The sequence below is a fragment of the Streptomyces sp. NPDC002536 genome (genome assembly GCF_053594995.1).
The window spans coordinates 62,977-78,320 of sequence record NZ_JBSFWU010000007.1; the positions used below are offsets into that span (position 1 = coordinate 62,977).

At 67.9% G+C, this 15,344-nt stretch carries 11 protein-coding genes; 8 read left to right on the forward strand and 3 right to left on the reverse strand.

Annotated elements, in window-relative coordinates; all coding sequences use genetic code 11:
- Window positions 1–25: 25 nt before the first annotated feature.
- Window positions 26–526, forward strand: coding sequence for a hypothetical protein (locus ACWD4B_RS04695; protein ID WP_451419386.1), 501 nt, complete (start codon window positions 26–28; stop codon window positions 524–526).
- A 28-nt stretch (window positions 527–554) separates the two neighbouring features.
- Here the strand turns inward: ACWD4B_RS04695 and ACWD4B_RS04700 are convergent, their stop codons facing one another.
- Together ACWD4B_RS04700 and ACWD4B_RS04705 are read right to left on the reverse strand one after the other, a co-directional pair.
- A complete protein-coding gene (locus tag ACWD4B_RS04700; RefSeq protein WP_451419387.1) occupies window positions 555–4,463 on the reverse strand; it encodes a wHTH domain-containing protein in 3,909 nt (1,302 codons plus the stop codon).
- 184 nt (window positions 4,464–4,647) lie between these two features.
- Entirely contained in the window at window positions 4,648–5,817 is a 1,170-nt protein-coding gene (locus ACWD4B_RS04705) for a steroid 3-ketoacyl-CoA thiolase (RefSeq protein ID WP_390777841.1), read from the reverse strand.
- A 234-nt stretch (window positions 5,818–6,051) separates the two neighbouring features.
- Here ACWD4B_RS04705 and ACWD4B_RS04710 point away from each other — a divergent pair, with 234 nt between their 5' ends.
- From ACWD4B_RS04710 to ACWD4B_RS04725, 4 genes are all read left to right on the forward strand, one after another.
- Complete coding sequence (locus tag ACWD4B_RS04710) at window positions 6,052–7,287, forward strand: cytochrome P450 (RefSeq protein ID WP_451419388.1); 1,236 nt, start codon at window positions 6,052–6,054, stop codon at window positions 7,285–7,287.
- Between the two features lie 177 nt (window positions 7,288–7,464).
- Window positions 7,465–8,085, forward strand: a complete 621-nt coding sequence (locus ACWD4B_RS04715; RefSeq protein WP_451419389.1) for a DUF6230 family protein — start codon at window positions 7,465–7,467, stop codon at window positions 8,083–8,085.
- A 1-nt stretch (window position 8,086) separates the two neighbouring features.
- Window positions 8,087–8,485, forward strand: a complete 399-nt coding sequence (locus ACWD4B_RS04720; RefSeq protein WP_451419390.1) for a DUF6114 domain-containing protein — start codon at window positions 8,087–8,089, stop codon at window positions 8,483–8,485.
- Between the two features lie 150 nt (window positions 8,486–8,635).
- On the forward strand, window positions 8,636–9,319 hold the full coding sequence (locus tag ACWD4B_RS04725) for a hypothetical protein (RefSeq protein ID WP_451419391.1): 684 nt from the start codon (window positions 8,636–8,638) through the stop codon (window positions 9,317–9,319).
- A gap of 65 nt (window positions 9,320–9,384) precedes the next feature.
- On the opposite strand, the gene ACWD4B_RS04730 is transcribed toward ACWD4B_RS04725, so the two are convergent.
- The gene (locus ACWD4B_RS04730) at window positions 9,385–11,352 is read right to left on the reverse strand and encodes a bifunctional glycosyltransferase 87/phosphatase PAP2 family protein (protein WP_451419441.1); all 1,968 of its coding nucleotides are present in this window, start codon (window positions 11,350–11,352) and stop codon (window positions 9,385–9,387) included.
- A gap of 257 nt (window positions 11,353–11,609) precedes the next feature.
- Here ACWD4B_RS04730 and ACWD4B_RS04735 point away from each other — a divergent pair, with 257 nt between their 5' ends.
- The 3 genes from ACWD4B_RS04735 to ACWD4B_RS04745 all read left to right on the forward strand — a co-directional run bounded on the left by ACWD4B_RS04735 (window position 11,610) and on the right by ACWD4B_RS04745 (window position 15,337).
- Window positions 11,610–11,936 (forward strand): antibiotic biosynthesis monooxygenase family protein, encoded by a 327-nt coding sequence (locus tag ACWD4B_RS04735; protein ID WP_451419392.1) that lies wholly within the window; start codon window positions 11,610–11,612, stop codon window positions 11,934–11,936.
- A gap of 1,763 nt (window positions 11,937–13,699) precedes the next feature.
- Window positions 13,700–14,875, forward strand: coding sequence for a type VII secretion-associated serine protease mycosin (mycP, locus tag ACWD4B_RS04740; protein ID WP_451419393.1), 1,176 nt, complete (start codon window positions 13,700–13,702; stop codon window positions 14,873–14,875).
- Between the two features lie 60 nt (window positions 14,876–14,935).
- Complete coding sequence (locus ACWD4B_RS04745; RefSeq protein ID WP_451419394.1) at window positions 14,936–15,337, forward strand: hypothetical protein; 402 nt, start codon at window positions 14,936–14,938, stop codon at window positions 15,335–15,337.
- Window positions 15,338–15,344 lie beyond the last annotated feature (7 nt).

The window sequence follows — 15,344 nt, forward strand, 5'->3', positions numbered from 1 at the left end:
TCAGAACCACCAGAGAGGACACACAGTGACAACCATCGGCAGCAGCGAAGCGGCTTGGGAATTCTGCGAGAAGTTCAGCAGCCGCATCTACAGGACCTGCAAGCGGGACGTGGAGTTCTGCAACGAGATACGTCGCCGATATCAGAACTGGGAGGTCGACCCGGACGGCACGGATTCCAAGGTGCGGCTGCTCATATGCCTGGGGCTTCACTGCCTTACGCTCGATCAGCTGCATGCAGGCGGAGATCCAGAAAGAATCGCCGTTGCTGCGGTGTCCGAGGCCGTGCACACCAGGCCGGTCCATGAGCTCTTCGCCTCACTGCCTGCCCTGCCTCCGGTGGAAGCTTCGCAGGTTGACGCTATGAAGTTGATGGCCTACAGCCTTGGATCCGGGCATGACTCCTCCGCTGTGGCCAACTACTGGGCACGTATCACCGGGACGGCTCTCAGCTTCCTCAAGCAGGCTGCCGACGCAACCAGATACGACAGTCCGGACTGTGGGCAGGTCCTCTCGATGCGGGAATGAGCAGGGATCCCTTTACACGGGGCTGCAGTCAAGCGGTTGGCGGTATCGGGCGAGGTACACGGGCGAGCGCTTGACGCAGGACATGTCCGACGTCGGGCACGGGGATACCCAGCTCGGTCAGCCAGTCAACGGCTTGAACCAGCGGGACCTTGAGCTGTCTTGCACGCTCAAGGAGATCTTGCAGTGACAACCTGCTCTCCTTTTCAAGATATTGATCCTCATACCTGTCCGTCACAAGGAGCTCAAGAGCGTCATCAGCGGAGAGCCCGACAGGAAAGTCATGACAGGAAACCTGGATTCCGTAGCTCACCATCCTTTCGGCAAGCTCTTTAGGGCTGAGGAACACACTGCGCGCGGCAACGATGAGGTGCGCGAAAGGCATGACATCACCTGTTGATATGCCCCACCAAGAGCAAGGCCCAGAAGCGCTCAAGAGCTTTGCATCCACGTCGTCGAGTCGTTCAGGGGGACACATCGGTACATCGAATCCATAGTCCCGAAACCGGATTATGACGTCACCGAGGGAGCGTCCACGCCGAACCGCGTCAAGAATAAATGCGTACGGGAGAGGGCCGGGAGGAGAGAAGTCCAAGGCCTCGTCCCACAGCTCGCTTTCAAACAGCTCCAGATCATCAACCCGCGCATCGGACGGAAAGCAGGAAGGTACGGAAAACTCCAGCATGCGATAGACACGCACGACCTCGGTCGGCTGCATGCTCAGCTTGGCTGCGGCAGAGAGCACATGAGCAGGAGGGATGATGTGAGATCGGGTCAGCCATGATTCTTCTTCGCCACAGAATTCGCGCAGGAGCGCCAGCGGAACGTCAGGGCCGATACGCTCCGGCAGCCCAGCATGGTCAGCCACCAGCCCGTAGACGCGAAAGCGCGCAGAGACCTCGGAAACAGTGAGGCCGAATTCAATGCTGGCCTGAGCAATGCGCCCCGGGGGAACGGTCTCTCCCGGCCCGAACCACCCCGCCTCCCTTTCTTCGGAGTCTCTCAGCAACAAGGGGTCACCCATGGCTGCCTGCGCCAGGTCGACTACACCACCTGACACTTCGACACCGAGTTCGCTGAACGTCGCGGCAAGCTCGATGGGGTCCACATCCGCATCGATAGAATCAAGGACCAGTCTAGTGACCGTGGGAACCATTTCCTGCTGCCGCAAGCCATCACGATGACCCTCGACGGCTTTCGCCATTCCGGACCGCGATCCGTCGGGTCCCAGGTCATGGATGCCGAGTCGAGAGGCACGTTTGACCGCAGAAAGCGTCACCATACCCAACTGCTCGACCGCCGCAAGCAGTTCGTCCGAATCCGTGAATTTGAGATTGCGCCAGTGCCAGTACTCACTGTCGTCGCTCTTTTTGCAGAGCACCAGCTGATCGGACGGCATGGCCGGGAGGACCGGTCCGGTGTCACGCAGCTCCGGGCAGAAGACAGCCAGCTCATCGAGGGTGCGACGCACACCATGAGCGACGAGCCGCCACAGGTAGATATGGTCCGGCATGCTGCCTACAAAATCCCAATGGAGCTGCTTACGGTCACGACCACCGAGGACAGTCTCGACGTCGGAAGGGAGAATCCCCGTCCGCTTGAGATCGAACGATCTTCCCCCATAACGCAACAGCAGTCCCGCTCTTATTGCCGCGGCGGTAAGGATATCGGCCAGCTGTGGACTCCCGTATGCGACCCGGCAGATCCAGGCGAATTCCGGTAGCTCACGTTCGCTACCGACCAGATCGTCGGCGGCCTGGGTCAACAGGTCACACAGAAGAGTGGATAGGTCGTCGAGGACCTCCGCGCGGTCCGCCGATAGCTGGAGGGGAGCATACGAGCCGGAGAGGTTGACCACGACTCCGGTCAGTCCAGCCTCGGATGAGGAAAGGACGCCATTGCGCGTGGCAGGCTGGACGATCAGTCCATCAACAAGCAGGCCACCGCCATGCTCGGTCCAGGTCACCTGGACTCCTGGCGGCGCATGGAGCCAGTCGACTCGCTTGCCGTGGGCATCGAGCCCGAAGCGTTCCCCGCGGGGTTGCTTCCTGGACTGCAGCCGGCCCGCAGCCCACTCGGTGCGGCGCTGACCGTGTCGCGCCGTAGTGACGAACTCCGCAATACCGAGTACGCGTTCCAGTACATCGACGCATGACCAGCATTTGCTGGGTTCCGGCGCGTCGCGGAGGTACAGACGCACGCAGGTGCCTGGTTCCTCGCCTCGGTCCGCGACTGTGGCAATGCGAAACAGGTGGCCAGGTCCATGGACGGAGGCTTGGAGAACCGGACCGGGCATGCCGTTAAGACCCATGCGACAGGTGGTGACAGTCAGTTCGTCGGCCAGCATGAAGTAGCTCAGCACACCTATGCCGAAGCGGCTGTTCGGAAAAAACTCCACAGGCGGGTCCGCTTGGCTCCAAGCAGCGCGTTCGAGCTTGAAGTCAGCCTGTTCGGCGAACCGCGCGCCAGCCTTGGAAAAGACGCCACGCAGTTCGGCGTCGCCCATGCCAATTCCGTTGTCCCGGCACTCCAGGTAGGCCCGGCCATCTGCATCGACGCCCTGCTCGAACTCGATCCGGCCGACATGCACGTAGGCCACCCGGTCATTGCGCTCCAGGTATTGAGTCCGGGCACGACGATAGCGACACGCGTCCAGAGCGTTCTGATACAGCTCGCGCACCGCGAGATCACGGTCCTTGTAGAGCTGGACGCCCATGAGCAGCTCACGGACCCGGCGCTCATCCAGCCGGAAACTCGCCCAGCCGTCGAACACCCCCGCTGCAGGCTCTACGTCGTCCGCAGAGAGGCGTGTGGGAAGGTGCGGCATGGGGTGGGTGATCCGCTCGCGAGCGGCGCGATGGACCCGGTGCAGGATCTCGTCCGCCCTGGTCGTGTAGTCGCGGAGCCCTTCGATGACAGCCTCGTGATGGCAGCCGGCCCGGAGTACCGGAAAGGACGCCGGCCCAGCCCACTTGGCCCTTTCAAGAGTGTCACGGAGCTGGTCAAGGTTGACAGGGTGCGGGATTCCAATGTGCTCAACCACGATGTCCGGCAGCGCAGTCATGTCGGCACACGTCCCGTAGGCGAGGGCCAGCAGCAGGACCAGCCGCCGGTCACGGACGCGCTGGTGTCCGTGACCCGTCACCCGGTCCTCCTGCGGCAAACGCTCCAGGAACTCTGCGTTGCCCACGTCGGGACCACGCCGGACGCCATGCATCAGGTTGATCAAGCGAGGGATGCTCAGGGCTTCCCCGAGTGGATATGCGCGTTCACCCAGCAAGTCGATCAGCTGCCGCACACCATCGGGGTCCGCGTGCGCGCCTCGGCGCAGCAGCCAGCGGTGGAACAACCACCAGCCGATGGGAGCCGCCGCATCCGGCCGGAGTAACGCCCGCTTGACGAGCATGTCGTGCTCGTCGGCGAACGCTTCAAAGGACAGTCGATCTGCACCCGCACCCGCACTTGTCCTGAGATCCGCAGGATCAACTGTCCTGTACCGAGCCGCCATCCGTAGCCAGTTTGCGCGATACAGGAAGGGGACGAGAACGAGCAGGGCCGCTTCGGCCGGATAGAGGTCGGGCGAGAAGGTGTTGTCCGGCTCCCCCAGTAGCCACCCCACTCGTTCTGCAAAACGCACGGCCATGTCCGGGTCGTGCCACGTGTCGGCCTCCAGGGCCGCCTCTGCGGTGTCACGCACTACAGCCAGCGCTTCGACCACGGCCAGCACATGGCCTCGGACAGTGGCCGCATCCCTCGTGGGAGGTACGTGGTCCCATATCGTTGAACCGGCGGCTGCATGCACCCAAGGGTCCTCGGTGCCTGCCGTGCTCGCGGCAGGCACCGTCCCCTGGTGCATGTGGACATGGACGGATCCCGCCTGGACGACCGGTCCGGAATGCGCTCCACCGATCAGCAGGTTGCGCGCCTCTCCGTTCTCCATGCTCTTACATACACCTCGCAAAGAGTTCAGGCGGGATCGTCAACCCGGGCAGGTACGCAGGCTGTTGAGTCTCAGCATGGCAGCTCGAAAGCGGCCGAGTGGCGCTTGTCGGCTTCGCGAGGTGCTGGAGTCGGTGGCGCGCCCGGCTCCGGCTCGGCTGCACTGCGCAGCCCTGGGCAACGCCCTACAGCCGCTGAATGATCGTCCCCGTCGCGAGCGCACCGCCCGCGCACATCGCGATGAGGGCGAACTCCTTGTCCGTACGCTCCAGTTCGTGCAGCGCGGTGGTGATCAGCCGGGCGCCGGTCGCGCCGACCGGGTGGCCGAGGGCGATGGCGCCCCCGTTGACGTTGACCTTCTCCAGGTCCTGCTCGAAGACGTGCGTCCACGAGAGCACCACCGACGCGAACGCCTCGTTGATCTCCACGAGGTCGATGTCGCGCAGCGACATCCCGGCCTTGCCCAGGACGGCCCGCGTCGCGTCGACCGGCCCGTCGAGGTGGAAGTGCGGGTCGGCGCCGACGAGCGCCTGCGCGACGATCCGGGCCCGGGGGCGCAGCCGCAGGGCGCGGGCCATGCGTTTGGACGCCCATAACAGGGCGCAGGCGCCGTCGGATATCTGCGAGGTGTTGCCCGCGGTGTGGACGGCGGTGGGCATGACGGGCTTGAGCCCGGCGAGCGCCTCCATGCTGGTGTCGCGCAGCCCCTCGTCGCGGTCGACGAGGCGCCACATGCCCTGCCCGGCGTGCTGCTCCTCCTCCGTGGTGGGCACCTGGACCGCGTAGGTCTCCCGCTTGAAACGTTCCTCCGCCCAGGCGCGGGCGGCCCGTTGCTGGGAGAGCAGGCCGAGGGCGTCGACGCGCTCGCGGGTCAGGCCGCGCTTGCGGGCGATGCGCTCGGCGGCCTCGAACTGGTTGGGCAGGTCCACGTTCCACTCGTCGGGGAAGGGCTTGCCGGGCCCGTGCCGGGAGCCGCTGCCGAGCGGCACGCGGGACATGGCCTCGACGCCGCAGGAGAGGCCGATGTCGACGACGCCGCTCGCGATCATGTTGGCGACGAGGTGGCTCGCCTGCTGGGAGGAGCCGCACTGGCAGTCGACGGTGGTGGCCGCGGTCTCGTAGGGCAGACCCATGGCGAGCCAGGCGGTGCGGGCGGGGTTCATGGACTGCTCGCCGGCATGGGTGACGGTGCCGCCGACGATCTGTTCGACGCAGTCGGGCTGGATGCCGGTGCGCGCGAGGATCTCCCGGTAGGTCTCTCCCAGCAGGTAGGCGGGGTGGAGGTTGGCGAGCGCTCCTCCGCGCCTGCCGATGGGGGTGCGTACGGCTTCGACGATGACGGGTTCCGCGGCCATGACTCGCCCTCTCCTCGTGTCCGCGGGCTTCCCGGTGCCCGCGGCAGCAGAAGTAGTACGTGTTCTCGTCTTCTCGTCCCGCTCGCAGTCTTATGACTGCTACCCCCGGTACGCAAGGGTCGCGCAGGCCGCCCCTGCGCAACAGATGGCGTCGTCTCCCTTGTCGCCCCGGGGGCCCGTCAGTACGGTCACGGCAACTTTTCTGACGTCACGTCAGATGTGAGGTGACCAAGGATGGACTGCCCGGCGCTGCCCGACGGATTCGACTTCACCGACCCCGACCTCTACCAGCAGCGCGTCCCGCTCCCGGAGTTCGCCCGGCTGCGGCGGACCGCCCCGGTGTGGTGGAACGCCCAGCCGCACGGCCTGGCCGGGTTTGGGGACGACGGCTACTGGGTGGTGACCCGGCACGCGGACGTCCGGGAGGTCTCCACCCGGCCCGAGGACTACTCCTCCGCCCGCAACACCTCCGTCATCCGCTTCCACCCGAGCATCTCACCAGGGGCGATCGACGCGCAGAAGCTGATGATGCTCAACATGGACCCGCCCGAGCACACCCGCGTCCGGCAGATCGTGCAGCGCGGCTTCACCCCGCGGGCGGTCCGGGCCCTGGAGACGGCCCTGCGGGAGCGCGCCCGCACCATCGTGGCGGCGGCCCGCGAGCGCGGCAGCGGGAACTTCGTCACCGACATCGCCTGCGAACTGCCGCTCCAGGCCATCGCCGAGCTCATCGGCATCCCCCGGCACGACCGGGCGAAGATCTTCGACTGGTCGAACCGGATGATCGCCTACGACGACCCCGAGCTCGCCGTCACCGAGGAGACCGGCGCCCTCGCCGCCGCGGAGCTGATCTCCTACGCGATGGACCTGGCCGGCGCGCGCGCCGCCCGTCCCGCCCGGGACATCGTCAGCCGGCTGGTGGCCGCCGAGGGCGAAGGCAGCCTGGGCTCCGACGAGTTCGGGTTCTTCGTCCTGATGCTGGCCGTCGCCGGCAACGAGACCACCCGCAACGCCATCAGCCACGGCATGCACGCCTTCCTCACCCACCCCGACCAGTGGGAGCTCTACCGGCACGCACGCCCCGCGACCGCGGCCGAGGAGATCGTGCGCTGGGCCACCCCGGTCGTCTCCTTCCAGCGCACGGCGACGCACGACGTGCAGCTGGGGAACGTGACCGTACGGGAGGGGCAACGCGTCGGCCTCTTCTACGCCTCCGCCAACCACGACCCCGAGGTCTTCGACCGCCCCGAGGCCTTCGACATCACCCGCGACCCCAACTTCCACCTGGGCTTCGGCGGCGGGGGCCCGCACTTCTGCCTCGGCAAGTCGCTGGCGGTGCTGGAGATCGACCTGGTCTTCCGTGCGATCGCCGACGCGGTGCCGGGCATCCGCGCGGCCGGGGAGCCGCGGCGGCTGCGCTCGGCATGGCTGAACGGGATCAAGGAACTGCAGGTGGTGTACGGGCCGTGACGCCCCCTTCGTGACCCCTGGCTGATCGCCAACTCCCTTGATCTGGACTGGACCTGACCCCTTGTCAGGCTGATAAGGGCGGACTTACCCTCGGGTACACCTTCCGGGGCGGCACCTTTGCGCGTGCGACCGCGCACCCCCTGACCGCCAACCCCACACCGTCCGAGGGGAATCCATATGAAGGACGATCAAGGAAGACAGGTGACCGGCAAGGTCAGATGGCGCAGGTTCGCCGTCCTGGCCGTGCCCGGGTTCGCCGTCACGGCCGCGCTGGCCGTCGCCCTCGCCGACGGTGCCCTGGCGGCCTCGTTCGCGGTCTCCGGGCAGGAGTTCAAGATCCGCGCCCAGAGCATGGAGGGCGACGGCTTCGCCCAGTACGGCGGCGTGGACCGCAACGCCCGCGGCAAGCTGCTGCCGGTCGCGGTCACCGCCATCAAGACCGCCAAGATCCATTCGCTGTGCCAGTCGGTGGTGACCACGCTGCCGGTGCTCGGCGACATCTCGCTGCAGCTCACCGCGGGCGGGGGCGCCAAGCCGGTCGAGGCCGAGAACCTGTTCATCGACGCCACCCAGATGTCCGGCGACGCGGTGTTCAAGGACATCGAGATCGGCCGGGACGCGTCGACCCTCAACAAGGGCCCGAGCAACGCCCAGGGCCTGCAGGACGCCTTCGGCCAGCAGGCCAAGCGGATCGAGATCTCCGACGTGAAGCAGACCGCCTGGGCGACCAATGCAGGAACGTTCAAGCTGTCCGGCCTCGACATGAAGATCGGCCTGGGCAGGAAGGAGTGCTTCTGACGTGGACCGGTCCGCGTCGGACACCCCCGCCCCGCGCCGGCTCCGGTCCACCTGGCGACGGTGGCGCAAGAGCCGCCCGTTCTGGGGCGGCCTGGCCACCGTCGTCGCGGGCGCGGAGATCTGCGCCCTCCCGCTGGCCCCGCTGAAGATCATGCTGGAGCAGGGCATCGCGGGCATCCCCTCGGTGCTCATGGGCCTGGTGATGGTCGTCATGGGCCTGACGGCCTGGTTCGCCCCGCAGTACCGCTCGCTCGCCGGGGTGCTCACCGTCCTGATGGCCACGGCCGCGCTGGTGATGTCCAACCTCGGCGGCTTCCTGATCGGCACGCTCCTCGGCATCGTCGGCGGGGCCATGACCTTCGCCTGGACACCGGCGCCGGTGGATCAGGAAGCGGGCTGACATCCGCGCCCGTAAGGGGCGCGGGACCGCGTTCGATATGCGGCTCCGCCGCGTGGGCGCGACAAGCCACAACGGACCCGCAGCCGAAGTACCGCACACCCAGCGGGGCACCGCACCGCCCCGCACCTCCCGTCCCCCCAAGGAGATCCGATGACCCTCCGCACTGCGCGCCCGCTCGTCGCCTCCGGTGCCGGCCTCGCCCTGCTCGCCGCACTCGGCCTCGGCCTGGCCGGCTCGGCCAGCGCCAGACCGGCCGACGCCGGGTCCACCACCGTCTCCCCCGCCGGACACTTCTTCGCCGCCACCCTCAACGGGCAGGCCACCTTCCAGGCCGGCTCCGTGACCGTCACGTGCAACGTCTCCACCAGCCAGCCCGACGGCACCACGGCCAACAACCAGATACCCGCGGCGCCCGGCAACGCCAACCCCGCCGGTCCGGTGGCCAGTTCGGTCAACGCCCCCACGTACTCCGACTGCAGCGCCAGCCTCCCCGGCGTGACCGTCACCGTCACCACGTCCGGCGTCTGGGGCATCTCGATGCAGAACGGGTCGCCGATCACCGCCACGATGACCATCCCCCAGGGCGGCCTCGTCCTCCAGACCACCGGCCTGGCCGAGTGCACGGTGACCGCAGCACCCAGTGGGACCGCGTCCTTCGACACGACGTTCACCAACGGCGCGCCCTCGCAGTTCGTCGTCAGCGGCGCCTCCGTGCCCGTCACCGTCACGGGCGGCTTCGGCTGCCCGACCGCCGCCACCACGTCGGTCTTCAACGCGACGTACAGCGTGACGGACACGACGGACTCGACGCAGCAGATCACGGTGGGCAGTTGACGATCTGACCATTTGAGCAGCCCGCGCCCCGAAAGGGGCGCGGGACCCGCACCCGGCGAACCGGCTCAGGCCCGAACGGGCTCGGGCGCGACCGGATCGCTCTCCCCCCGCGCCCCCGGAATCACGGCGGGCGCCCGCCGCCCGGGCCCGGTCAGCACGTACTGGATACCGAAGCCGCAGGCGACGACCAGCACCCCGCCCAGCGCGTCCAGCACATAGTGGTTGGCCGTCCCGATGATCACCGAGAAGGTGAGCAGCGGGTAGAGCATGCCCAGCGCCTTCATCCACCTCTTCGGCGCGATCACGGCGATCACGATCCCGCACCACAGCGACCAGCCGATGTGCAGCGAGGGCATCGCCGCGTACTGGTTGGACAGCTCCGTCAGCGCCCCGAAGTCGGGGTGGGCCAGGTCCTGCGGCCCGTTGGCGGTGTCGATGAAGCCGAGGCCCGGCATCAGCCGCGGCGGGGCCAGCGGGTAGAGCCAGAAGCCGGCGAGCGCCATCAGCGTCGCGACGGCCAGCGCCGTGCGGCCCCAGCGGTAGAGCGCGGGGCGGCGCACGTAGAGGAAGGCCAGCAGGGACACCGGCACGATGAAGTGGAACGTGCCGTAGTAGTAGTCCATGGCGTCCGCGAGCCGGTCGGTGCCCGCCACGAAGTGGTTGAAGGCGTGCTCGACGTCCATGTGCAGGAAACGCTCGATGCCGAGTATCTGCCGGCCGTGCGACTCCGCCAGGCTGCGCGAGTCGGGGGCCTGGGCGCGGACGTAGGAGTAGGCCCAGTAGCCGACCCGTATCAGCATCAGCTCCAGCAACAGGTTCGGACGGTCGAGCGGGCGCCTCCAGAAGCCGAGCAGCGGCACCCAGGACCAGCGCCCGCGCTGCGGCTCGGCGACCGGGGTCGGCTCCGGCCGCTCCCACAGCTCCGCGCCGCGCGACAGGAACGGCACCGCGCAGGCGGCCAGCAGGGCGGCCAGCAGCGGGGCGTTGTCGCCGAGCGGGCCGAGCACGGGGTTCGGCGGTACGAGGACGGTGCTGGGGAGCGTCATGGCGAGCACGACGAGCAGGGGCCACACCAGTCGGCCGGCGCGCCGCCTGCCGACCCGGCCGACGACGGCGAGCAGGATCCACAGCTGCTGGTGCTGCCAGGCGGTAGGCGAGACGGCGACGGCGACGCAGCCGGTGAGGGCGGTGGCCAGCAGCAGCTGTCCGTCGCGGGCGTAGCGCACGGCGCGGCGCAGGCCGATGACGGCCACGGCTGCGGACAGCAGTGCGTAGAGCGCGAGTTCGGCGGGGCCGTGCAGACCGATGCGGAGCAGCAGTCCGTGCAGGGACTGGTTGGCGAGCCCGTCGGGGTGACTGCCGAGGCCGGCGCCGGCGATGTGGTGCACCCAGTAGGCCCACGAGTCGTCGGGCAGGGCCGCCCAGGCGAGGACCGTGCAGACGGCGAAGGTGATACCACCGGCAAAAGCAGCGCGCCGCCGCCCTGTGAACCAGAGCAGCGGCGCGAAGAGCAGCACGGCGGGCTGCAGGGCGGCGGCGAGACCGACGAGGATGCCGGGGCCGGGCCCGTCGTCCTGTGCAGGACGCGGTGGACAACAGGCGAGAACGACAAGCAGGACGGGGATGATGCTGGTCTGCCCGAGCGTGAAGGTGTTGCGCACGGGCAGCGAGAGCACGGCCAGGATGACGGCGACGGGTGCGGCGAGCAGCGCGGTGCGCCGCGAGACCGGCTGCGGCACGGCGCGCGCGACGACGAGCGCGAGGGCGACGACAAGGAGCAGCGTGCCGAAGGTCCAGGCGATGCCGAGGCTCTGTTCAGCGGCCCGGCTCAGCGGTTTGAGGACGAGTCCGGCGAACGGGGTGCCGGTGAACCGGTCGGTGTCGTAGAGCGAGCCGCGCACGTGCAGCACACCGTTGTCGCCGATCCAGATGGCCAGATCGGTGAACCGCCGCTCGGGCGGAAGCCGCAGCACGGCGGCGGCCTGACGCACGGCGAGCAGCCCGGCGAGCCCCCAGAGGACCCCCAGCACCATGCCGGTGCGGGAGCCGTCCCTCAGCGGGCCTCCGAGCCCGCTCCGCTCTGCTTCCGCCACGCTTCGCCGCTCCTCCGGTCGCCCAGTCCGGTCACCTCGTCGAGCTCTTTGAGACCTTACTGAGTCCACGGGATCGGAGGCAGGTCACCCCCGGGTCACCCGGGGGACTTCCGGGGGCGAGACGAAGTTAGCGCACGGGGGCGGCCCGACCGGTGCCCCGCGGCGACGACGCGAGGCGCCTGCGGCAGGATGGCTCCATGAGCATCGTAAAGATCAACGCCCTGAGCGTCCCCGCCGAGCAGCGCGAGGTGCTGGAGCAGCGCTTCGCCTCGCGTGCCGGTGTCGTGGAGAACTCCGACGGTTTCGAGTGGTTCGAGCTGCTGCGCCCGATGGAGGGCACCGACAAGTACCTCGTCTACACGCGCTGGCGCAGCGAGGAGGACTTCAAGGCGTGGATGGAGGGCCCGATGCGGTCGGCCCACCAGGGCGGCGGCGAGGGCGCCCCTCAGCAGCGGCCGGCTGCTGCGGACTCCACGCTGTGGTCGTTCGAGGTCGTGCAGCAGGCGGGGCCGAAGCAGGGCTGACCGAGTACCTGAGTACGCGTACTCAGGCGGCCCGTCAGTGCCGGACAGTAGTCTGCGTCCCGTCAACACGGGTGGACGAGGGACGGGACGGGCGGGGCGGACGTGAGTGCTGAGCAGCACCGAGGGCGCGACGGCGGGATCGGTGCCGATGACGCGGGGGTGATCCGATGACCACCCCCGCGGTCGGTGGTGCCGGCTTCGCCGGCCCGGCGATCAGGCAGCCGGTGAGCGGCCTGTTCACCGTGTCGGACTTCGAGTCGAAGTCGCACGAGGAGCTGCGCGCGATGGTGGCGCAGGCATCGCCGCAGGCCGCGGCGGACCTGAGCCGCAAGCTTGCGGATGCGGCCAAGGCGCTCAGCGAGATCGGCGACGGTCTCAAGAAGCACACGGCTCACGTGGCCTGGGAGGGCGAGGGCGGCGAGGCGTTCCGCACGTGGGGGTCGGACCTGGCGAACGCGACGCAGCGGCTGAGTGCGTTCAGCGGTGCGGCGGGCACGTGGATGGGGCACGCGGCGGAGACGCTGGCGCACGTCCACTCGTCGATGCCGGAGGTTTCGGCGGGGGCGAGGACGGTGCTGGACGCGTACCGGGGTGCGCATCCGGGTCAAGTGGGTTCGGTTGCACCACCGTTGAGCGGCACGGGCGGAGCCGGCGGCGCCGGCCTGCAGGGGCAGGGGCCCACGCAGCAGCAGGCGTACGCGGCACAGCAGCGCCTGGACGCGGACCGCGCGGAGGCGGCACGGCTGATGCGGCAGCTTGCCGAGTCGTACTCGTGGTCGGCGCACAACATGCAGGGGGCGGAGCGGCCGGTGTTTCCGGCCATGCCGTCGGACTTCATACCGAACCCGGGCGGCAAAGAAGACCTTCGGCAGAGCCCAGAGCCCGGCGCTGGTGGCACGCTGGCACAAGGAGGCAGCTCGTCTCCACCTATGACAGCCCCCGTTGGTGACGCTGCCCGGTCATTTGCCGACGCGTCTGCGCCAGAAAGGCACGTGAGCCTGCCCTCGACCGCAGCCAGCGCTCCTGAGCAGCCGGTTGCCAGCCGCATCGATGCCATAGCGCCAGCGGCACAGGCTCCCGGCCAGTCAACCGTTGCCCCGCCCAGCAGTGGCACCTCGTTGAGCCCGGTGCCTCTGCTCCCTATAGCCACACCGGTGTCCGCCAGTCCGCGACCGGGCGTATCCACTGCGCAAGTGCCAAGAGCCATCGATGAGCCTCGGAGCGCAGGGACACCGGCCGGCGGTGTGGGGAGAGTTTCGCCGGGGCGGTCTGTGGCCGGAGCACCGATTGACCGCCTGCCCGGCGGAGCTGGCGATGGCATCGTCGGAGGGCGCGCCACCCCCCATCCCGTCGAGCAGCCCACCCGGGCGATTCCGAGAGGAACCGTCATCGGTGCTGAGCCGGCTCGAGGCCAGGTCCAGACAGGTACTTCCATCCCTCATGCCCCAGGCGCAGGGCCAACGGCCAGTGGTTCTGGCCGACCTGGGACTGGAGGCGGGAGACGACTGGCGTCTGAGCCAGGAGGAGTCGTGGGCGGACGAGCACAGCAGCAACGCACGCAAGCGGCTGGTCGACCTTTCACACCAGGCGGAACGGGCCTACTGGGAGAGCGCCGTCCTGATAAGCAAAGCAAGAACAATCGACCCGCTGGGCGTCCTGACTACTTGACCGAGGACGAATCGACTTGGACCGACGGACATCGCCGGGTGGTTCCGCCGGTCATCGACTGACCGTGGAACGATCGGCCGACAATGGGAACTCACATGCGCAGTACCTTCAGAGCACGTGCTGAAAGATGCCTGACGGCGGTAGTCGGCCTGCTCTCGGTGGTTGCTGTCGGCACACCAGCGCAGGCCGACTCGATTCGCTCCCAGCAGTGGTATCTCGACGCCATGCATGCCGAGGAGATGTGGAAGACGAGCACAGGGACCGGCGTCACCGTGGCAGTCATCGACTCGGGTGTCGACGCGGACGTTCCGGACCTGAAGGGCCAAGTCCTCGACGGACAGGACTTCTCGGGACAGCAAGGAAACGCCCGAACCGACACGGACGGACATGGCACAAGGATGGCGTTGTTCATCGCGGGGACGGGTAAGGGAGCCGGGACGTACGGCCTGGCTCCCGGAGCCAGGATTCTTCCGGTGCGGGCCTCCGGGACGAACAACTTCAAGTCCGGTTCCCTGGCATTGGCTTCATCAATACGATACGCAGCGGACTCGGACGCCAAGGTCATCAACATTTCGATGGGCAGCCCGGGGGAAAGCGCCGAGATGACGGACGCTGTCCGCTACGCCGTAAGCAAGGGCAAGCTCATCTTCGCGTCTGTCGGGAACTCTGGTGACAAGGCGAACCTTGTCGAGTACCCGGCGGCGACGCCGGGGGTCGTTGGTGTAGGGGCGGTGGACCGGGGCATCAAGGCGGCGCCTTGGTCGCAGAGCGGACCCCAGGTAGCTCTCGCCGCGCCCGGTGCGGACATGATCGCCCCCTGCACCAACGGAGCCCCTGGGCTCTGCACAGGCGACGGCACCAGCGACGCCACCGCCCTCGCCTCCGCCTCCGCCGCCCTCATCTGGTCCGTCCACCCCAACTGGTCGGCCAACCAAGTCCTCCGTGTCCTCATCAACACGGCCGGCGGCCCCAAGAGCGGCGAAAAGCGCAGCGACACCATCGGCTACGGCGTAGTCCGCCCCCGCATCGCCCTCCAGAACCCAGGCGATCCAGGCCCTGCAGACGTGAGCCCGCTTCCTGGTGCTCAGTCGTCGACGACAAGCACCGCTGCACCTCACGGCGCGAGTCATCCTGCGCAGGCTGCTGCGGAGAATCGTTCCAGTAGCGATGCCCTGCTGTCCAAGCGCAACGTACTGGCGGCTGGTGTCGCCGCTGTCGTGGCTCTATCCGCCGCGTTTTCCGTACTCATCAGGCGCCGCCGCAAGGCCTGATCACATCTCTTGGCGTCACGATTGCCCGATCACGCATCACCACACCACGGAGTCCGAACGATGACCGACGTCACACTTGAGCCGGGCACGCCGGTACAACTGGCCTCATCCGGAACTGGTGTTGGGGGCGGGGACGGCACTCACCAGGCGAGCGTGCATCCGTGGACTACGGCTGGGGGCGTAGCAGGCGAGTTGAGTGAGGGGATGCAGGTAGCCCTCAGCGACTTGGAGCATGGCCACGCAGCGCTTAAATCGGGAACAGCAGGTTTTGCGAGCGCAGCAACTTTGAGCAACATTCTCAGCGGCTGGCAGAATCGTCTCGGCGCTGTTCGCGACGAGTGTCGCGAACTGGACGGGAACCTCAAGAAGGCCGGAGCCAACTTCGGCGAGAACGAAGCACAGGTGAAGGCGTCGTTCGATGCTCTCCAAAGCCGATCCAAGATTGACGATTACGCGAAGTAGGAGCAGC